This window comes from Streptomyces sp. NPDC018026, assembly GCF_044327745.1.
GTDB classification, from domain to species: Bacteria; Actinomycetota; Actinomycetes; order Streptomycetales; family Streptomycetaceae; genus Streptomyces; species Streptomyces rubrogriseus.
The window spans coordinates 144,939-164,500 of sequence record NZ_JBIRFY010000015.1 but is presented as its reverse complement, the minus strand read 5'-3'; the positions used below and the strand labels follow the sequence as shown (position 1 = coordinate 164,500).

14 protein-coding genes are annotated in these 19,562 nt (G+C 73.2%); 8 read left to right on the top strand and 6 right to left on the bottom strand.

Annotated features, from left to right (window positions below; translation table 11 throughout):
* Positions 1–3 precede the first annotated feature (3 nt).
* Complete coding sequence (locus ACH4D3_RS34185; protein ID WP_398330445.1) at positions 4–729, bottom strand: vWA domain-containing protein; 726 nt, start codon at positions 727–729, stop codon at positions 4–6.
* Between the two features lie 154 nt (positions 730–883).
* Here ACH4D3_RS34185 and ACH4D3_RS34180 point away from each other — a divergent pair, with 154 nt between their 5' ends.
* Both ACH4D3_RS34180 and ACH4D3_RS34175 read left to right on the top strand, forming a co-directional pair.
* Positions 884–1,822 (top strand): rhomboid family intramembrane serine protease, encoded by a 939-nt coding sequence (locus tag ACH4D3_RS34180; RefSeq protein ID WP_398330442.1) that lies wholly within the window; start codon positions 884–886, stop codon positions 1,820–1,822.
* A gap of 13 nt (positions 1,823–1,835) precedes the next feature.
* Positions 1,836–2,753: a chitosanase gene (locus ACH4D3_RS34175; protein WP_398330439.1), complete on the top strand. Its 918-nt coding sequence runs from the start codon at positions 1,836–1,838 to the stop codon at positions 2,751–2,753.
* Positions 2,754–2,893: 140 nt separating this feature from the next.
* On the opposite strand, the gene ACH4D3_RS34170 is transcribed toward ACH4D3_RS34175, so the two are convergent.
* The 3 genes from ACH4D3_RS34170 to ACH4D3_RS34160 form a co-directional block, all read right to left on the bottom strand.
* Entirely contained in the window at positions 2,894–4,357 is a 1,464-nt protein-coding gene (locus ACH4D3_RS34170) for a glutamate synthase subunit beta (RefSeq protein WP_398330437.1), read from the bottom strand.
* Complete coding sequence (gene gltB / locus ACH4D3_RS34165; protein WP_398330434.1) at positions 4,350–8,960, bottom strand: glutamate synthase large subunit; 4,611 nt, start codon at positions 8,958–8,960, stop codon at positions 4,350–4,352. The genes ACH4D3_RS34170 and gltB overlap by 8 nt, the downstream gene beginning before the upstream one ends.
* A 384-nt stretch (positions 8,961–9,344) precedes the next feature.
* Positions 9,345–10,076: a VIT1/CCC1 transporter family protein gene (locus ACH4D3_RS34160; protein WP_398330431.1), complete on the bottom strand. Its 732-nt coding sequence runs from the start codon at positions 10,074–10,076 to the stop codon at positions 9,345–9,347.
* Positions 10,077–10,310: 234 nt separating this feature from the next.
* Between ACH4D3_RS34160 and ACH4D3_RS34155 the strand changes: the two genes are divergently transcribed.
* Genes ACH4D3_RS34155 through ACH4D3_RS34130 form a run of 6 tightly spaced genes read left to right on the top strand, consistent with a single transcriptional unit; the run spans position 10,311 to position 17,580 of the window.
* Positions 10,311–11,747 (top strand): ADP-ribosylglycohydrolase family protein, encoded by a 1,437-nt coding sequence (locus tag ACH4D3_RS34155; RefSeq protein WP_398330428.1) that lies wholly within the window; start codon positions 10,311–10,313, stop codon positions 11,745–11,747.
* A complete protein-coding gene (locus ACH4D3_RS34150; protein ID WP_398330425.1) occupies positions 11,744–13,021 on the top strand; it encodes an ADP-ribosylglycohydrolase family protein in 1,278 nt (425 codons plus the stop codon). The genes ACH4D3_RS34155 and ACH4D3_RS34150 overlap by 4 nt, the downstream gene beginning before the upstream one ends.
* Positions 13,018–14,196 (top strand): ADP-ribosylglycohydrolase family protein, encoded by a 1,179-nt coding sequence (locus ACH4D3_RS34145; RefSeq protein ID WP_398330422.1) that lies wholly within the window; start codon positions 13,018–13,020, stop codon positions 14,194–14,196. The genes ACH4D3_RS34150 and ACH4D3_RS34145 overlap by 4 nt, the downstream gene beginning before the upstream one ends.
* The gene (locus ACH4D3_RS34140; protein ID WP_398330419.1) at positions 14,184–15,548 is read left to right on the top strand and encodes an ADP-ribosylglycohydrolase family protein; all 1,365 of its coding nucleotides are present in this window, start codon (positions 14,184–14,186) and stop codon (positions 15,546–15,548) included. The genes ACH4D3_RS34145 and ACH4D3_RS34140 overlap by 13 nt, the downstream gene beginning before the upstream one ends.
* Positions 15,545–16,759 (top strand): CaiB/BaiF CoA transferase family protein, encoded by a 1,215-nt coding sequence (locus ACH4D3_RS34135; RefSeq protein WP_398330416.1) that lies wholly within the window; start codon positions 15,545–15,547, stop codon positions 16,757–16,759. The genes ACH4D3_RS34140 and ACH4D3_RS34135 overlap by 4 nt, the downstream gene beginning before the upstream one ends.
* Complete coding sequence (locus tag ACH4D3_RS34130) at positions 16,756–17,580, top strand: HpcH/HpaI aldolase/citrate lyase family protein (RefSeq protein WP_398330413.1); 825 nt, start codon at positions 16,756–16,758, stop codon at positions 17,578–17,580. Before ACH4D3_RS34135 ends, ACH4D3_RS34130 begins: the two co-directional genes overlap by 4 nt.
* 72 nt (positions 17,581–17,652) lie before the next feature.
* Here the strand turns inward: ACH4D3_RS34130 and lgt are convergent, their stop codons facing one another.
* Positions 17,653–18,702, bottom strand: coding sequence for a prolipoprotein diacylglyceryl transferase (lgt, locus tag ACH4D3_RS34125; RefSeq protein ID WP_398330411.1), 1,050 nt, complete (start codon positions 18,700–18,702; stop codon positions 17,653–17,655).
* A 76-nt stretch (positions 18,703–18,778) separates the two neighbouring features.
* Positions 18,779–19,552, bottom strand: coding sequence for a DsbA family protein (locus tag ACH4D3_RS34120; RefSeq protein ID WP_398330408.1), 774 nt, complete (start codon positions 19,550–19,552; stop codon positions 18,779–18,781).
* Between the last annotated feature and the right edge of the window lie 10 nt (positions 19,553–19,562).

The window sequence follows — 19,562 nt, the reverse complement described above, 5'->3', positions numbered from 1 at the left end:
CCGTCAGGAGGGCCGCGCGATGCCCTGGGCGCGTGCGGCCGCCAGCCACTGGGGGAACTCGCCCACCAGCCGGTCGTACAGCTCGGCGTCGGTCACCTTCCGCGGGTCGCGGCCCGCGTGGAAGAACCCGGCGTTGTCGATCACCCGCTTGCCGGGCACCGCGAGTTCGTCCAGCTTGCGCAGGTACTCGAACTGGCGGCTGTCCGGGTCGCCGAAGCCGACGAACTGCCAGAACAGCGGCAGCGGCGCCGCCTTGCACAGGTAGCGCTCGGCGGCGAGCCGGTTGATCGGGCCGCCGTCGGTCTGGAAGACGACCAGGGCGGGGTGGCGGGCGCCGCTGTCCAGGTAGTGGTCGATGACGGCGTCCATGGCCAGGTGGTAGCTGGTCTTGCCCATGTGCCCGAGACCGGCCACGATCCGCTCGATCCGGCCCTGGTGGTCGGCGAGGGCGATCTCGGTGACGGCGTCGACGTCGGTGGAGAAGAACACCACCGGCACGGTGCCGTCGTCGTCGAGGTGGGCGGACAGGCTCAGCACCCGGTCGGCGAGCGCCTGCACGCTGCCGTCCTTGTAGTACGGCTTCATGGAGCCGGAGTAGTCGACGACGAGGTAGACCGCTGCCCGGGTCCCCTCCATGCCGTGCTTGGTGAGCGACACCCCGGCGGTCTTGTACAGGTCGACCAGCGCGGGCGCCGTCTCCCGCACCTTGGTGAGACTGATCGCGGCCATGCGGACTCCCCCGTCACCCCTGCCTTGCGGCATCCGGGTGCCGAGGCTACGGCACGGCGCACCCCCGCCGCTCGGCCGGTCCCCCGGCATTCGCTATTTTGTTCGCCGCCGACCCCACCGGCTCACCGTCCGCCCGTCCCGAGGAGCCGGCTCCGTGGATTCCGAGTCCACCGCCACCACCTGCTACCGCCATCCCGCGGTGGAGTGCCACGTCCGCTGCACCCGCTGCGAGCGGTACATCTGCCCGGACTGCATGCGTGAGGCGCCCGTCGGCCACCAGTGTCCGGAGTGCGTGAAGGAGGGGGCGCGGTCGGTCCGGCAGGCCCGGACCCTGGTCGGGGGCCGGATCTCGGCGACGCCCGTGGTGACGTACGCGCTGTTCGCGCTCACCGTGCTCGCCTACCTGGCGGAGCTGGTGCGGCCGGGGCTGGTGGACCGGTTCGCCATGGTGGGTTCGCGGCTGGTCGGGCCGGACGGCACCCCCCTGCCCGGCGGTGACGGCCTGTTCCTGGGCTCCGGGCCGCCCCGGGTGGAGGGTGTGGCCGGGGGCGAGTGGGAGCGGCTGCTCACCAGCGCCTTCCTGCACCAGTCGCCCTTCGAGGGCACGTTCGGGATCCTGCACCTCGCGATGAACATGGTCGTGCTGTGGCAGTTGGGGCGGGTGGTGGAACTGATGCTCGGCCGGGTTCGTTTCCTCGTTCTGTACCTGCTGTCGGCGCTCGGCGGTTCCGTCCTGGAGCTGGTGCTCGCCGATCCCGGGCAGGTCTCGGTCGGCGCGTCCGGGGCCGTCTTCGGGGTGGGGGCCGCGTACTACGTGCTGCACCGCAGGCTGGGCGCCGCGCGGGGGCGGGTCAGCCGTTTCATGGCCTGGCTGCTGCTGTGGCTGGTGGTGTCCGCCTGGTTCACCTCGTGGCAGGGTCATCTCGGCGGCCTGCTGGCGGGCGGTGCGCTGGCCCTCGCGTACGCGTACGCACCCCGCGGCGGACGCCGGGTGGCGGTGCAGGCCGGGGCGGGGGCCGGGCTGGTGGTACTGCTGGCGGTGACGGCGGCGGTGAAGGTGTCGGAACTGACCGGCGGAAGTGTTCCCCTATGAGAGGTGTCCCCCAATGAAACGTGCCGGAGTGCTGCTCCTCGGGGCGCTTCCCGTGATCGCCGCGGGCGTGTATCTCGCCGTGCCGGACGACTCGGCGGATTCGGCGGACACCTCGGCCGCCTCGTCGTCGTCCTCGGCCACCGCCCCGTCGACCCGCGACGACGCCAAGGACCGGGCCGAGAAGGAGCGGGAGGCGGACGACGCGCTGATCGCGGACCTGCCGCCGGGGCTCGCCGCACCGGCGAAGAAGGAGCTGGCCCAGCAGTTGGTGTCGAGCGCGGAGAACTCGACCACGAAGTGGCGCACCGCCTACGGCAGCATCGAGGACGTCGGCGACGGCGACGGGTACACGGCGGGCATCATCGGTTTCTGCACCGGCACCCACGACCTGCTCACCCTGGTCGAGCGCTACACCGAGGCCCACCCGGACAACGGCCTGGCCGGCTATCTGCCCGCCCTGCGCGAGGTGGACGGCAGTGACTCCCACGAGGGCCTGGACCCGGGCTTCACGGCGGCCTGGAAGGCGGAGGCGCAGGTCCCGGCGTTCCGCGCGGCCCAGGAGGAGGAGCGCGACCGGGTCTACTTCGAACCGGCGGTGCGGCTGGCCAAGCTGGACGGCCTGGGCACGCTGGGCCAGTTCGTCTACTACGACGCGATGGTCTTCCACGGCCCCGACACCGACGCCGAGGGCTTCTACGGGCTGCGCGAGCGGGCCATGGCCAAGGCGAGGACGCCGGGGCAGGGCGGCTCGGAGAAGGCCTACCTGGACACCTTCCTGGACGTCCGCGAGCAGGCCATGCGGGCCAAGCGCCCGGGCATCGACACCTCCCGCGTCGACACGGCCCAGCGCCGGTTCCTGGCGGCCGGGAACCTGAAGCTGTCGACGCCGCTGGTGTGGGAGATGTACGGGGACACCTACCGGGTGCCCTGAGCATGCGACGGCGCCTGCCCTTGGTCCGGTCGGGGACGGGGCAGGCGCCATCAGTGTTCCGCACGCCTTTGTGCGGGACGTTCTTCGGTTGTCCGTCCGTCAGGACGGTTGTCCGCCCCTCGGGACGGTCGTTCCGTCCGTCAGACCGCGAGGGAGCGGTCGGTCGGGCGGATCGGGGCCGGCAGGTCGCTGGCCCCGGTCAGGAAGCGGTCGGCGCCGCGCGCGGCCGAGCGGCCCTCGGCGATCGCCCAGACGATGAGCGACTGGCCGCGGCCGGCGTCACCGGCGACGAACACACCCGGCACGTTGGTCTGGAAGTCGGCGTCCCGGGCGATGTTACCCCGTTCGTCGAGCGCCAGGCCGAACTGGTCGACCAGACCGTTCTCCTTGTCGGTGCCGGTGAAGCCCATGGCGAGGGTGACCAGCTGGGCCGGGATCTTCCGCTCGGTGCCCGGCTTCGGGGTGAGTTTGCCGTCGGCGAACTCGACCTCGCTCATGTGCAGCCACTGGACGTTGCCGTCCTCGTCGCCCTCGAAGTGGGTGGTGGAGACGGCGTAGACCCGCTCGCCGCCCTCCTCGTGGGCGCTGGTGACCTTGTACAGCATCGGGAAGGTCGGCCACGGCTGGCGCACCGCGTCCCGCTCCTCGCCCGGGCGGGGCATGATCTCCAGCTGGGTGACGGAGGCCGCGCCCTGGCGGTGGGCGGTGCCCACGCAGTCGGCGCCGGTGTCGCCGCCGCCGATGACGACGACGTGCTTGCCCTCGGCCGTGATCGGGGGCGCCACGTAGTCGCCCTCCTGGACCTTGTTGGCCAGCGGCAGGTACTCCATCGCCTGGTGGATGCCGTTCAGCTCGCGGCCGGGGACCGGCAGGTCGCGGGCGGTGGTGGAGCCGGCGGCGACGACGACGGCGTCGTAGCGCTTCTTGAGGCTGGTGGCCGTCAGGTCGCGGCCGATCTCGACGCCGGTGCGGAAGCGGGTGCCCTCGGCGCGCATCTGCTCTATGCGGCGGTTGATGTGCCGCTTCTCCATCTTGAACTCGGGGATGCCGTACCGGAGGAGGCCTCCGATGCGGTCCGCGCGCTCGTAGACGGCGACGGTGTGACCGGCCCGGGTGAGCTGCTGGGCGGCGGCGAGCCCCGCCGGGCCCGAGCCGATGACGGCGACGGTCTTGCCGGACAGGCGCTCGGGGATGCGCGGGGCGACGTCCCCGGTCTCCCACGCCTTGTCGATGATGGAGACCTCGACGTTCTTGATGGTGACCGGCGGCTGGTTGATGCCGAGCACGCACGCCGACTCGCACGGGGCCGGGCACAGGCGGCCGGTGAACTCCGGGAAGTTGTTGGTGGCGTGCAGGCGCTCGGACGCCGCCGACCAGTCCTCGCGGTAGGCGTAGTCGTTCCACTCGGGGATCAGGTTCCCGAGCGGGCAGCCGTTGTGGCAGAACGGGATGCCGCAGTCCATGCAGCGGCTGGCCTGCTTGCTGATGATCGGCAGCAGGGAGCCGGGGACGTAGACCTCGTTCCAGTCCTTGACGCGCTCGTCGACGGGACGGGTCCTGGCGACCTCGCGTCCGTGGTTGAGAAAGCCCTTGGGATCAGCCATTGGTCGCCGCCTCCATCATCTTCTCGGTGGTCTCGGTCTCGGAGAGACCGGCTCGCTCGGCGGCGTCCTTGGCGGCGAGCACTGCCTGGTACGTGCTGGGGATGATCTTGCTGAAGCGCTCCACGGCGACGGGCCAGTCGGCGAGCAGCTTCCCGGCGACGGTGGACCCGGTCTCCTCGGCGTGGCGGCGCACCACGTCGTGCAGCCACTCCCGGTCGGCGTCGTCCAGGGCGCGGACCGCGTCGACGTTTCCGACGTTGACGTTGTCGCGGTCGAGGTCGACGACGTAGGCGATGCCGCCGGACATGCCGGCCGCGAAGTTGCGCCCGGTCTCGCCGAGGACGACCGCGTGGCCGCCGGTCATGTACTCGCAGCCGTGGTCGCCGACGCCCTCGGAGACGACCAGCGCGCCGGAGTTGCGGACGCAGAAGCGCTCGCCGACCTTGCCGCGCAGGAACATCTCGCCGCCGGTGGCGCCGTAGCCGATGGTGTTGCCGGCGATGGTGGAGTACTCGGCGAGGTGGTCGGCGCCCCGGTCGGGGCGGACGACGATCCGGCCGCCGGACAGGCCCTTGCCGACGTAGTCGTTGGCGTCGCCCTCCAGGCGCAGCGTGACGCCGCGCGGGACGAAGGCGCCGAAGGACTGGCCGGCGGAGCCGGTGAAGGTGATGTCGACGGTGTCGTCGGGCAGGCCGGCGCCGCCGAACTTCTTGGTGACCTCGTGGCCGAGCATGGTGCCGACCGTGCGGTTGATGTTGCGGATCGCGACCTGGGCGCGCACCGGGGCGGCCTGGGTGGCGTCCGCGGCGGCCAGCGCGTCGGAGGCGAGCTTGATCAGCTGGTTGTCCAGCGCCTTCTCCAGGCCGTGGTCCTGGACGACGGCCTGGTGGCGCACCGCGCCCTCGGCCAGCGCGGGCACGTGGAACAGCGGCTCGAGGTCGAGGCCCTGTGCCTTCCAGTGGTCGACCGCGCGGGTCACGTCGAGGGTCTCGGCGTGGCCGACGGCCTCCTCGATGGAGCGGTAGCCCAGCTCGGCGAGGATCTCGCGGACCTCCTCGGCGATGAACCGGAAGAAGTTCACGATGTACTCGGCCTTGCCGGAGAAGCGCTCCCTGAGGACCGGGTTCTGGGTGGCGATGCCGACCGGGCAGGTGTCCAGGTGGCAGACGCGCATCATGACGCAGCCGGAGACGACGAGCGGCGCGGTGGCGAAACCGAACTCCTCGGCGCCGAGCAGCGCGGCGATGACGACGTCGCGGCCGGTCTTGAGCTGGCCGTCGGTCTGGACGACGATGCGGTCGCGCAGGCCGTTGAGCAGCAGGGTCTGCTGGGTCTCGGCGAGGCCCAGCTCCCAGGGGCCGCCCGCGTGCTTGAGGCTCGTCAGGGGCGAGGCGCCCGTGCCGCCGTCGTGGCCGGAGATCAGCACCACGTCCGCGTGCGCCTTGGACACGCCTGCCGCGACCGTGCCGACGCCGACCTCGGAGACCAGCTTGACGTGGATCCGCGCCTGCGGGTTCGCGTTCTTCAGGTCGTGGATCAGCTGGGCCAGGTCCTCGATGGAGTAGATGTCGTGGTGCGGCGGCGGGGAGATCAGGCCGACGCCGGGGGTGCTGTGCCGGGTCCTGGCGACCCAGGGGTACACCTTGTGGCCGGGCAGCTGGCCGCCCTCGCCGGGCTTGGCGCCCTGGGCCATCTTGATCTGGATGTCGTCGGCGTTGACCAGGTACTCGCTGGTGACGCCGAAGCGGCCGGAGGCGACCTGCTTGATGCTGGACCGGCGCGCCGGGTCGTACAGGCGCTCCGGGTCCTCGCCGCCCTCACCGGTGTTGGACTTGCCGCCCAGCTGGTTCATGGCGATGGCGAGGGTCTCGTGCGCCTCCTGGGAGATGGAGCCGTACGACATGGCGCCGGTGGAGAAGCGCTTGACGATCTCGGAGACCGGCTCGACCTCGTCGAGGGGGACCGGCTGCCGGCCGTCGACGCCGCTCTTGAAGCCGAACAGGCCGCGCAGCGTCATCAGCCGCTCGGACTGTTCGTTCACCCGCTCGGTGTACTTCTTGAAGATGTCGTACGTGCCGGAGCGCGTGGAGTGCTGGAGGCGGAAGACCGTCTCCGGGTCGAACAGGTGCGGTTCGCCCTCGCGGCGCCACTGGTACTCGCCGCCGATGTCCAGGGCGCGGTGGGCCGGCGCGATGCCGCTGGCCGGGTAGGCCTTGGCGTGGCGGGCGGCGACCTCCTTGGCGACGACGTCGATGCCGACGCCGCCGATCTTGGTGGCGGTGCCGTTGAAGTACTTGGCGACGAATTCCTCGTCCAGGCCGACGGCCTCGAAGACCTGGGCGCCGCGGTAGGAGGCGACGGTGGAGATGCCCATCTTGGACATGACCTTCAGGACGCCCTTGCCGAGGGCGTAGATCAGGTTGCGGATGGCCTGCTCGGGCTCGCCGTCGTCGGTCCGCAGGAAGGTGCCGGCCCGGACCAGGTCCTCGACGGACTCCATCGCCAGGTACGGGTTGACGGCGGCGGCGCCGAAGCCGATGAGCAGGGCGACGTGGTGGACCTCGCGGACGTCGCCGGCCTCGACCAGCAGGCCCACCTCGGTGCGCTGCTTGGTGCGGATGAGGTGGTGGTGGACGGCGGCGGTGAGCAGCAGCGAGGGGATCGGCGCGTGCTCGGCGTCCGAGTGGCGGTCGGACAGGACGATCAGCCGGGCGCCGTTCTCGATGGCGGCGTCGGCCTCGGCGCAGATCTCCTCGATGCGCGCGGCCAGCGCGTCGCCGCCGCCGTGCACCCGGTAGAGACCGGAGAGGGTGGCGGCCTTGAAGCCGGGCATGTCGCCGTCGGCGTTGATGTGGATGAGCTTGGCCAGCTCGTCGTTGTCGATCACCGGGAAGGGCAGCAGGACGCTGCGGCACGAGGCGGCCGTCGGGTCGAGCAGGTTGCCCTGGGGGCCGAGCGAGGAGCGCAGCGAGGTGACCAGTTCCTCGCGGATGGCGTCCAGCGGCGGGTTGGTGACCTGGGCGAAGAGCTGGGTGAAGTAGTCGAAGAGCAGCCGGGGCCGCTCGGAGAGCGCGGCGATGGGCGAGTCGGTGCCCATGGAGCCGATCGGCTCGGCGCCCGCCTTGGCCATCGGCGCGAGGATGACGCGCAGCTCCTCCTCGGTGTACCCGAAGGTCTGCTGGCGGCGGGTGACCGAGGCGTGGGTGTGCACGATGTGCTCGCGCTCGGGCAGGTCGGACAGCTCGATCTCGCCGGCTTCCAGCCACTCGCCGTACGGCTGCTCGCCGGCGAGCTGGGCCTTGATCTCGTCGTCCTCGATGATGCGGTGCTCGGCGGTGTCCACGAGGAACATGCGGCCGGGCTGGAGGCGGCCCTTGCGGACGACCTTGGCGGGGTCGATGTCGAGGACGCCGACCTCGGAGCCGAGGACGACGAGGCCGTCGTCGGTGACCCAGTAGCGGCCGGGGCGCAGACCGTTGCGGTCGAGGACCGCGCCGACCTGGGTGCCGTCGGTGAAGGTGACGCAGGCGGGACCGTCCCAGGGCTCCATCATCGTGGAGTGGAACTGGTAGAAGGCGCGCCGGTCCGCGTCCATGGAGGCGTGGTTCTCCCACGCCTCGGGGATCATCATCAGCACGGAGTGCGGCAGCGAGCGCCCGCCGAGGTGAAGCAGCTCCAGGACCTCGTCGAAGGAGGCGGAGTCCGAGGCGTCCGGCGTACAGATCGGGAAGATCCGCTCCAGGTCCGCGGACGAGCCGAACAGGTTCGACGCCAGCTGGGACTCGCGGGCGCGCATCCAGTTGCGGTTGCCCTTGACCGTGTTGATCTCGCCGTTGTGCGCGACGAAGCGGTACGGGTGGGCGAGCGGCCACGACGGGAAGGTGTTGGTGGAGAACCGGGAGTGCACGAGCGCGATCGCGGAGGCGAAGCGGCGGTCGGACAGGTCCGGGAAGAACGGCTCCAGCTGGCCGGTGGTCAGCATGCCCTTGTAGACGATGGTCCGCGCGGACAGCGACGGGAAGTAGACACCGGCCTCGCGCTCGGCGCGCTTGCGCAGCGCGAAGGCGTGGCGGTCCAGGGCGATGCCCCGCGAGGCGCCGTCGCTCACGAAGACCTGGCGGAAGACCGGCATCGTGGAGCGGGCGGTGGCGCCCAGCATCTGCGGGGCGACCGGGACCTCGCGCCAGCCGAGGACGGTGAGGCCCTCCTCGTCGGCGATCGTCTCGATGCGCGAGACGGCGTCCTCGGTGCCGTCGACCGGCAGGAAGGCGATGCCGACGGCGTACGCCCCGGCCTCCGGCAGCTCGAATCCGGCCACCTCGCGGAAGAACGCGTCGGGCACCTGGGAGAGGATGCCGGCGCCGTCGCCCGAGTCGGGCTCGGAGCCGGTGGCGCCGCGGTGTTCCAGGTTGCGCAGCACGGTGAGCGCCTGGTCGACCAGGGTGTGGGACGCCTCGCCGGTGAGGGTGGCGACGAAACCGACGCCGCACGCGTCGTGTTCGTTGCGGGGGTCGTACATACCCTGCGCGGCAGGGCGAGCATCCATGAAGGACCAGTTCTGGCCACTCTCGGAGTGCTGGGACGGCTGGCGCGGCGTACGCATCGGCTCTCCCGTCGTCGTCATCTGGCATGTGGCAAGTGCCGAGGGACGACGTTGGCCCTCTGCGGTGGGTGCATCAGTGGCTGAAAAATTTGGTGCAGGTTACATGATGGATTGGTTCTCGGTAAACGGGACAATCCGTTCCAGCATGCGGACACCGACGGGGTGCGGTGGGGGTTCCGCACCTGCGGTGGAAGCTATGGAGACCGAGGCGAACAGATCGATGTCCGTCGGTCCGAGGGAGCGGAAGGGGCGCCGTCGCCCGCTCCGCGCATGCACGCCGGGCTTCATTGCCCGCAGCGCTTACGGCTCATGCCCGGAGATTACGCGCTCGAAACCAGCGAGTAACGGGTACTTATGCGGCCCATCGCATAAGCACGAGCCGGACTATCCTACGGCCGTTCCGAACAGGCTGCCCAGGAGATACGTCACACCGGCCGCCGCGCCGCCGAGGGCGAGCTGCCGCAGGCCGCTGTACCACCAGCTGCGGGCCGTGACCTTGGCGACCACCGCGCCGCACAGGAACAGCCCGGCCAGCGCGAGCAGCACGGCGGGCCACAGCGCACTGGCGCCGAGCAGGAACGGCAGGACGGGGAGCAGGGCGCCCAGCGCGAAGGATCCGAACGAGGACACGGCCGCGACCGTCGGCGAGGGCAGGTCGGAGGGGTCGATGCCCAGCTCCTCGCGGGCGTGTATCTCCAGCGCCTGCTCGGGGTCGCTGGACAGCTGGCGGGCCACCTCGCGGGCGAGCTCCGGCTCGACGCCGCGCGCCTGGTAGAGGGCGGCCAGCTCGGCCTCCTCGTCCGCGGGGTGCTTGCGCAGCTCGCGGCGCTCCACGTCCAGCTCGGCCTCGACCAGCTCGCGCTGGGAGGCGACGGAGGTGTACTCGCCCGCGGCCATGGAGAAGGCACCGGCGGCCAGTCCGGCGAGCCCGCTGATCACCACGGTCTGCTGGCTCGCGGTACCGCCGGCGACGCCGGTCATGAGGGCGAGGTTGGAGACCAGTCCGTCCATCGCGCCGAAGACGGCGGGGCGCAGCCAGCCGCCGTTCACGTCGCGGTGGGTGTGGTTGTCGCGGTGCGCCTCGTGCAGCGCCGCCTCGGTCTCGATGATGGCCATGCGGGTTCCCCCGGGAAGCTAGTTTGGACTCATTCCACTTTTTAACAACACCCAATCTACGCCGATCATTTCCGTCCTGCCAGCAAGGAAAGGCTGGGCTTACCTGCGGTTTTATCCCTCCACACTCATCCGTGATCTTGCCCGCTCATATGTCGACCGGGTGACACCGGCCCCGGTTCGGCTGCGGTGCGCACCGCACCGGGGACAGATGTGCAAAGGGAGAGGAGAGGCCGCATGGCATCCACCGCCTGCATTCCCCCGGCCCCCGCGCCGCAGGACGCCGTCGGGCTCCGCGACCGGGCCCGGGGCGCGCTGCTCGGGCTGGCCGTCGGGGACGCCCTCGGGGCACCGGCCGAGAACATGAAGCCCTCCGAGATCCGCGCCCGCTGGGGCCGCATCACGGGGTACGTGGCCGACCGGCCCGCCGGGACCGACGACACGGAGTACGCGATCTTCTCGGGCCTGCTGCTGGCCCGGCACGGCGGCGCGCTCACCCAGGCCCATGTGGAGGCGGCGTGGCACGAGTGGATCGCGGACCGGGAGGAGGGCCCGTTCCGGGGCGCGGGCTTCAGTGAACGCGGCACCCTGGAGAACCTGCGCCGGGGCCTGGCCGCCCCGATCTCCGCCCAGCACCGGCACGCCTGGAGCGACGGACTGGCCATGCGGGCCGCGCCGCACGGCGTGTTCGCGGCCGGACGGCCCGCCGAGGCGGCCCGGCTGGCGGCGATCGACGGCTCGGTCAGCCACGAGGGCGAGGGCATCTACGGCGGCCAGGCGGTGGCGGCGGGCGTCGCGGCGGCGATGGCCGGGGCGTCGACCGTCGCGGTAGTGGCCTCCGCCCTGGCCGTCGTCCCGGACGACTCCTGGACGGCGCGCTGTCTGCGCCGCGCGCTGACGGCGGCCCACCGCGGCGAGCGCGCGGTGCGTTCCGCGGTGGTCATCGGCGGCTACCCGTGGACCGACCTGGCCCCCGAGGCGGTCGCCCTCGCCTTCGGCGCGTACGCGGCGGCCGACGGCGACTTCACGGACTCCGTGCTGACGGCCGTCAACATGGGCCGCGACGCCGACACCACCGCCGCGGTGGCCGGCGCCCTGGCCGGCGCGACCCGGGGCGTCCACGCCATCCCGGCCGACTGGGCCGGCGCCATCGGCCCGGCCCGCGGCTCCTGCCTGCCGACGATGGCCGGACACCACGTCCTGGAGGTGGCGGACCTGCTGACCCGGGCGTCCTGCCCGGCGCCACCGGCCCCGGAACGGGCACCGGGCGGGACCACGCAGCGGTCCCCCCGCACGCCGCACCGGTCGGCGCCCGACCCGGAGCACATGACGCCGGGCACGCGGGCCCTGCCACCGGGCGCGGAGCGAACGCCGCCGCACACCGAAACCGCACCACCGGACCCGGAACGGGCACCCCGCACCCCGACGCGAGTGGCGTCCGCCCCGGACCGCGTGCCGCCCGGCACGCAACCCCTGCCACGAGACGCCGGGCGGGCCTCGCCCACGGCAGCGGCAGCGGCAGCGGCAGCGGCGCCATCGGACGCGGAACGAGCACCCCGGAACACGGGACGCGTGGCGTCCGCCGACACCGGCCCCGGCGGTGGTCGGCCGCCGTCCGGCCCGGCCGCGCACGTACCCGTCCCGGACGCCCACGCGGCGGAGGTGGGACCGTGAGCCGGGCTCGTGGTGCGGTCGGGGCGACGGGGACCACGGCGTACGTCGAAGGGCCCGGTGTCCCGGCGGTGAGCGGGTCCAGTGGGAGCGGGCTCCGGCCGGGGACCGAACCGGGGACGGCCGCGGCCTCCCGCGGGGTGCCGCTCTGCGACCGCGTCGAGGGGCTCCTCCTGGGGCTCGCCGCGGGAGACGCCGCCGGCTGGCCCGCCGCCCGGCACCGGGCCGCCCGCATGCCGCAGTGGACCCGGCGGCTCACCCGCGAACTGGACACCTTCGCCGAACAGAACGCGACCACCACCCTCCCCGTCCCGATCGCCCTGAACCAGCCCCCGGAGCCGCTGCGCCTCGGCCCCTCGGACGACGCCGAGTGGGCGGCGTTCGCCGCGGAGGCCCTCCTGCGGGCAGGCGACGACAGCGTGCTCGGGGACCTGAGCCGGGACCGCCGGATGCGCGCCGCGATCGACCTGACCTGGAACGCCGTCGCCAGCGAGGTCGCCGCCGCCACGGAGCGCGCCCCGGAGGCCGAGTCCGCGGTGCTGCCGCTGCGCGCCCGCATCTCGGTGCGGGCCGGGCTGGGCAACCTCGCCGCCGGGCTGCGTCCGCCCGCCACCGGCCACGACAACCCGCACTACTTCGACGACGCCGCCTGCGTGCGGGCCTGCGTCCTCGCCGTCGCCCACCCCGGCGCCCCGCGCCTGGCCGCCGACCTCGCCGAGTTCGACGCCCGTTACACCCAGGACGGCGACGGTGTGCACGGCGCGCGGGCCATGGCGGCGGCGGTGGCCCGCGCCCTCGACGGCGCCGACGTGGACGCCTGTGCGACGGCCGCGCTCGCCGAACTCCCCGAGGCGACGGAGATCGGCCGCAACGCCCGCCAGGCCCTGGCCCTCGCGGCGGCCGCCGAGAGCACCTTCGCCCTGGTCCCGCTCCTGGAGCACCGCATCGTCGACCACGTCTACAGCTACGGCATCGCCGCCGCCGAGACCGTCCCGGTCGCCCTCGCCCTGGCCGTCGCCGCCCGGGGCCGCCTCGCGGAAGCCGTCCCGGCGGCGGCCTGCCTGTCCCGGGTCGCGGACTCCGCACCCGCGCTGGCCGGCGCCCTCACCGGCGCGCTCGGCGGCGGCGCGGCGGTCCCCGCCTCCTGGCGGGACGCCTGCCGCACCCTGCCCGGCTGCGTACTGCCCCGGCTCACCGGCACCGACCTGGTCGAACTCGCCGGTCTCCTGCACGCCACGCAACCGTCCCCACCGGAAGGACGAGGCACCACCCCATGACTCCCCCGGCCCAGAACCACAGCACCGCGGCATCCCTCGACGAGCGCGTCACCGGCGCTCTCGTCGGCGCGGCCGTCGGCGACGCGCTCGGCGGTCCCGTCGAGGGCTATTCCCCCGAGCAGATCACCGAACGCCACGGCGGCCGCGTCCACGGCGTCGTCGGTCCCTGGAACGGCGACGCCTGGCGCACCGCCCGGCCCATCGCCCCGTACCACAAGGGCGACGGGCACGTCACCGACGACACCCTGATGACCCACGCGCTGGTGCGGGTCTACGGCACGGTCCGCGACCACCTCGACGCCTACGCGGTCGCGGAGCACCTGGTCCCGGACCTGATCACGAACCCGCGCTGGATCCCGGAACTGGAGGCCGAGGCGCTGCCGCTCCAGCGGATCTTCCTCGCGGAGAAGTGGCTGGTCGCGCGGATCCACTACGGTCACGCGGACCCGCGCGAGGCCGGCACCGGCAACATCGTCAACTGCGGCGCCGCGATGTACATGGCCCCGGTCGGCCTGGTCAACGCGGCGAACCCGGCGGCCGCCTACGCCGAGGCGCTGGACGTCGCGGGCGCGCACCAGTCGTCGTACGGCCGGGAGGCGGCCGGTGTCTTCGCGGCGGCGGTGGCCGCGGCCTGCGCGCCCGGCGCCACCCCCGACTCGGTGGTCGCCGCCTGTCTGTCGCTGGCCAAGGACGGCACCCGGGCCGCGGTCGAGGCCGTGTGCGAGGCGGCCGCACACCACTCGGACTTCGAGTCGGCGCTGGCACCGCTGCGGGCGGCGGTGGCCCCGTACGACACGGTGGGCCCCGACTACCGCGCCCCCTCGCTCGGCGCCCGCCGCCCCTCGCGCCTGCACGCGATCGAGGAACTGCCCGTCGCTCTCGGCATGCTGCTCGTCGCCGGCGGCGACTTCCGGCACGCGGTGCTCGGCGCGGTCAACTACGGCCGCGACTGCGACTCCATCGCCACCATGGCGGGCGCGCTGGCCGGGGCGCTGGGTTCACCGGTCCCGGAGGACTGGGCCAAGACGGTCGCGGAGGCGAGCCGCCTGGACCTGTGGGAACCGGCGGCGGTGCTCACCGCGGTCGCGCGGGAGGTCTTCGCGCGTGACGTACGGCGCCGCCGCGCCCACGAGGAGGCGTTCGCCGCGATCGGGGGCGCCGGATGCTCCGGCTGACCTGGGTCCAGCCCGAGGACCTGGTCGGCCACGAGCTGCGCCAGGCCCGGCTGGACGGCCGCGACGCGTCGGCGGTCGCGGCCCGCTGGCGCGAGGCGGGCGGTGGCGAGGCACCGGCCCGGGCGGGCGCCTCGCCCGGGCCCGCCTCCCCCCGCCTGCGCCGTCTGGCGGAAGACCTGCTGGACGAGTTGGCCGGCCTGCCCAGTCCCCTGGCGGCGGCCGAGCCGACGGAACTCGGCCGGATCAGGGCACTGTGCCCCGACTGGCCCGCCCCGCACCCCGCCGCCCGGGTGCCACCCGAGCGGCTGGAGGCGGCCTGGCTCGGCCGCGCCGTCGGCTGCCTCCTCGGCAAACCCGTCGAGAAGCTCCCCCTCACCGGTATCCGGCAGCTGGGCCGGGCCGCCGGAAACTGGCCCCCGACCGCGTACTTCACCGCCCGGGGCGTCCCTCGCGACCTGCTCACCGCATACCCCTGGAACCGCCGCTCCGCGCCGACCTCGCTGGCCGAGAACATCGACGGCATGCCGGAGGACGACGACCTCAACTACCCGCTCCTGAACCTCCTGCTCCTCCAGCGCCACGGCAGGGCCTTCACCACGGACGACGTGGCCCGCGCCTGGCTCGACGAACTCCCGCCCGGCCGCACCTTCACCGCCGAACGCGTCGCTCTGCGCAACCTCCTCAGCGGCCTGGAACCGCCGCACACCGCCCGCCACCGCAACCCCTTCCGCGAGTGGATCGGCGCCCTGATCCGCGCCGACGTGCACGGCTGGACCAATCCGGGCGACCCGGGTGCCGCCGCCGGGCAGGCGCACCGCGACGCGGTCCTCAGCCACACCGCGGGCGGCGTCCACGCGGCCATGTTCGCGGCGGCCGTCGTCGCCAGCGCCGCCCCCGCCGGCGCACCGGACGTCCACGCCTGTCTGCGCGCCGGACTCGCGGTCGTCCCGCCCGGTTCCCGCCTCGCCGGGGCCGTCCGGCACGCCGTACGGCTGGCGGGCGCGCACGACGACTTCGACACGGTCGTGGACCGGCTCCACGCCGTCCACTCCCCGGCCCACCACTGGGTGCACGCGGTCCCCAACACCGCCCTGATCGCCGCCGCGCTCACCCACGCGGACGGCGACTTCACCGGCTCGGTCTCCCGCGTCGTCTCCGGCGGCTGGGACACCGACTCCAACGGCGCCACCGTCGGCGGCGTCGCCGGGCTGCTCGCCGGTTCCCCCGCCGCGCTGCCCGAGCACTGGACGGCCCCGCTGAAGAACCGCCTCGCCACCTCCGTCGGCGACTTCGACGGCACCGGCTTCGACACCCTCGCCCAGCTCACCCACCGGGAGGCCACCCGCCCATGACCGAGCCCGCCGCCGCTGCCCCCGTCTCCGCTCCCCTGACCGGCCTGCGCGTCCTCGACCTCGCCACCCTCTTCGCGGGACCGCTCGCCGCCACCATGCTCGGCGACTTCGGCGCCGAGGTGATCAAGGTCGAGCACCCCACCCGGCCCGACCCCTCCCGGGGACACGGTCCCTCCAAGGACGGGGTGGGCCTGTGGTGGAAGCTGCTGGGCCGCAACAAGCACACGATCACCCTGGACCTGTCGAAACCCGCCGGGCGCACCACCCTGCTCCGGCTCGCCGCCACCGCCGACGTCGTCGTCGAGAACTTCCGGCCGGGCACCCTGGAGAAGTGGGACCTGGGCTGGGACGAGCTGTCCGCCGTCAACCCGCGCCTGGTCCTCACCCGGGTCACCGGCTTCGGCCAGTTCGGACCGTACGCGCGCCGTCCCGGCTTCGGCACCCTCGCCGAGGCCATGAGCGGTTTCGCCGCGATGACCGGCGAGCCGGACGCGCCGCCGACGCTGCCGCCGTTCGGCCTCGCGGACTCGATCGCGGCGCTGGCGACGGCATACGCCGTGATGACGGCGCTGGCCGCCCGGGAACGCACCGGCGAGGGCCAGGTCGTCGACATGGCGATCATCGAGCCGATCCTGACCGTGCTGGGCCCGCAGCCGCTGTGGTACGACCAGCTCGGCCACGTCCAGCCGCGCACCGGCAACCGCTCGCAGAACAACGCCCCCCGCAACACCTACCGCACCGCCGACGGCACCTGGGTCGCCGTCTCCACCTCGGCCCAGTCGGTCGCCGAGCGGGTGATGCGGCTGGTGGGCCGCCCGGAGCTGATCGACGAGCCCTGGTTCGCGACGGGCGCCGACCGGGCCCGGCACGCCGATGTGCTGGACGCGGCGGTCGGGGACTGGATCGCCCGGCACGGCCGCGCCGACGTGCTCGCCGCGTTCGAGAAGGCCGAGGCGGCGGTGGCGCCCGTCCAGGACGTGCGGGACGTGATGAACGACCCGCAGTACCAGGCCCTCGACACCCTCACCACGGTCGACGATCCGGAGCTGGGTCCGCTGCGCATGCAGAACGTCCTCTTCCGGCTCTCCGCCACCCCGGGCGCGATCCGCTGGGCGGGCCGCCCGCACGGCGCCGACACCGAGGAGGTGCTGACCGGCCTGGGCCTCACCCCGGCGGACGTCAAAGAACTGCGTGAGGAGGGCGTCGTATGACCGCACCCCCGCTGACCTGGCTGTACGTGCCGGGGGACCGGCCCCCGGTGGTCGCCAAGGCGCTGGCCGCCGGTGCCGACGTGGTGGTGATCGACCTGGAGGACGCGGTCGCCGCCGACCGCAAGGAGTACGCCCGCGACGCCACGGCCGAGCTGCTCGCCGAGCCGCAGCCGGTGCCGGTGCACGTCCGCGTCAACACCCTGGACGGTCCGCTCGCCGCCGGGGACCTGGCGGCGCTGGCCGCGCTGCCGGGGCTGTCCGGGCTGCGGCTGCCCAAGGTGACGTCGCCGCAGCAGGTGACCGGCGTCGCCGCGCTGACCGGCGGACCGCCGCTGTACGCCCTGCTGGAGACGGCCCTGGGGGTGGAGCGGGCGTACCGGATCGCGGCGGCCCACCCGGCACTGCGCGGGATCGGCCTCGGCGAGGCGGACCTCCGTGCCGACCTGGGTGTGCGCGGGGACGCGGGCCTGGACTGGTCGCGCTCGCGCGTGGTCGTGGCCGCGCGGGCGGCGGGCCTGGCTCCGCCGTCCCAGACGGTGCATCCGGACACCCGGGACCTGGAGGGCCTGGCGGCGTCCTGCGCCCACGGCCGCGCCCTGGGCTTCCTGGGGCGGGCCGCGATCCACCCGCGCCAGCTGCCGATCATCGAGCGGGCCTATCTGCCCACCGAGCGGGAGCTGGAGGAGGCGGAGACGATCGTCAAGGCGGCCACGGTCCAGCCGGGTGCGCAGGCGCTGCCGGACGGCCGGTTCATCGACGCGGCGGTGGTGGCGACGGCCCGGCGGACGCTGTCGCTGGCCCGGCGGCCCACCCTGTCCTGAGCCCGGCCCGGCATACGCCGAGGGCGCCCGGAGAGTCCCGGGCGCCCTCGGCGGCGTACCTTGCGGGCGGGGTCAGCCCTTCTTGGCGGAGTCGGCGCCGTTCGTCACGCCCTCGGCGTCCTTCGCGTCGTCGGCGGCATCCGCTTCGTCCGCGTCGTCCGCGCCCGACGGAGCCTCCCGGGCCTCGGCGGCATCGGTCTCCGCCGCGCCGTCCGTGCCGTCCGCGTCGTCCGCGTCGTTCTTTGCGGTCTTGGCGGTCTTGGCGTCCTTGTCCTCTTCGGACCCGGTGTCACCGGCGGCGGACTCGGCGCCCGGCTCCACCACGGGCTCCCGGCCAGGCCGCATCCGTGCCGAGAGCACGATGTACAGCACGGCGAGCAGGAACACGAAGAGCGCGGTCCAGTTGTTCAGCCTGAGACCCAGAATGTGGTGGGCGTCGTCGACGCGCATGTACTCGATCCAGAACCGGCCCGCGCAGTACGCCGCCACGTAGAGGGCGAAGGCGCGCCCGTGGCCGAGCCTGAAGCGGCGGTCGGCCCAGATGACGAGCAGCGCGACGCCGATGCACCAGAGCGACTCGTACAGGAACGTCGGGTGGTACGTGCCCGGCAGCCGTCCGTCGGCGGTCGAGGTGATCTCCACCGCCCACGGCAGGTCGGTCGGCTTGCCGTACAGCTCCTGGTTGAACCAGTTGCCCCAGCGGCCGATGGCCTGTGCGAGGGCGATGCCGGGGGCGACGGCGTCGGCGTAGGCGGGCATCGGGACGCCCCGGCGCCGGGCACCGATCCAGGCACCCACCGCGCCGAACGCGATGGCGCCCCAGATACCGAGGCCGCCCTCCCAGATCTTGAAGGCGTCGACCCAGTCACGGCCCTCGCTGAAGTACAGCTGGTAGTCCGTGATCACGTGGTAGAGGCGTCCGCCGATCAGGCCGAAGGGAACGGCCCAGACCGCGATGTCGGCCACCGTGCCCGGCCGCCCGCCCCGGGCGATCCAGCGCTTGTTGCCGAGCCAGACGGCTACGAAGACGCCGATGATGATGCAGAACGCGTAGCCGCGCAGCGGGATGGGACCGAGGTGCAGCACCCCGCGCGACGGGCTGGGAATGAAGGCAAGTTCCATGGCAGGGTCGACGCTACCGTGTCGGACGGGACACGCGGCGGGCAGCCCGGCTACGGGTCCGTAACGAGCGGGCGCGCTACTTGTTGGCGTCCTCCACCATCTGCTTGAGCTTGGCCGGGGTCATGGAGCGGTCCTGGTAGATGTTCTTGCCGTCCAGGAGCACGGTCGGCGTGCCGCTGAAGCCGCCGTCCTGGAAGGCCTTGTTGGACTTCTCCACCCAGCTGTTGTGCTTGCCGTTCTTCAGGCACTCCTGGAACAGGGTGGTGTCGAGGCCGTCGACCTTGCCCGCCAGGTCGAGCAGCTTGTCCTCGTCGGCGAAGGCGTCGTCGGTCTCCGGCGGCTGGTTGTCGTACAGCACGTCGTGGTACGGCGGGAACTTTCCGGCGTCCTGGGCGCAGGCGGCGGCGTTGGCGGCCTTGCGGGAGCCGGTGCCGCCCATGTTGCCGTCGATGATGGTCGCCAGGTGGTACTCGACCTTGAGCTGCCCGGCGTCGGTCAGCTCGTGAATGGTGTTGCGGTAGGCCAGCTCGAAGGCCTTGCAGGCCGGGCAGCGGAAGTCCTCCCAGACGGTGAGCGTGGACTTGGCGCTCTCCTCGCCGACGGGGATCGCGAGGCCGTCCTTGCCCTGCGCCCCCGAGGGTGCCACGACCGGACCGGCCGACTCGCTGCCGTCGTCCTTGCCCGCGTTCGCGGCGACCACGCCGATCACCGCCGCGAGTCCCAGCACACAGACCACGCTCGCGCCGACGATCAGCGCTCGGCGGCGCTTGTCCCTGGACTTCTGCTTCTCGCGCTCGGCCGCCAGCTTCTCGCGGGCGCCGCGCTTTCCCTGTCGGTTCTTCTCGCTCACACCCCGCAGA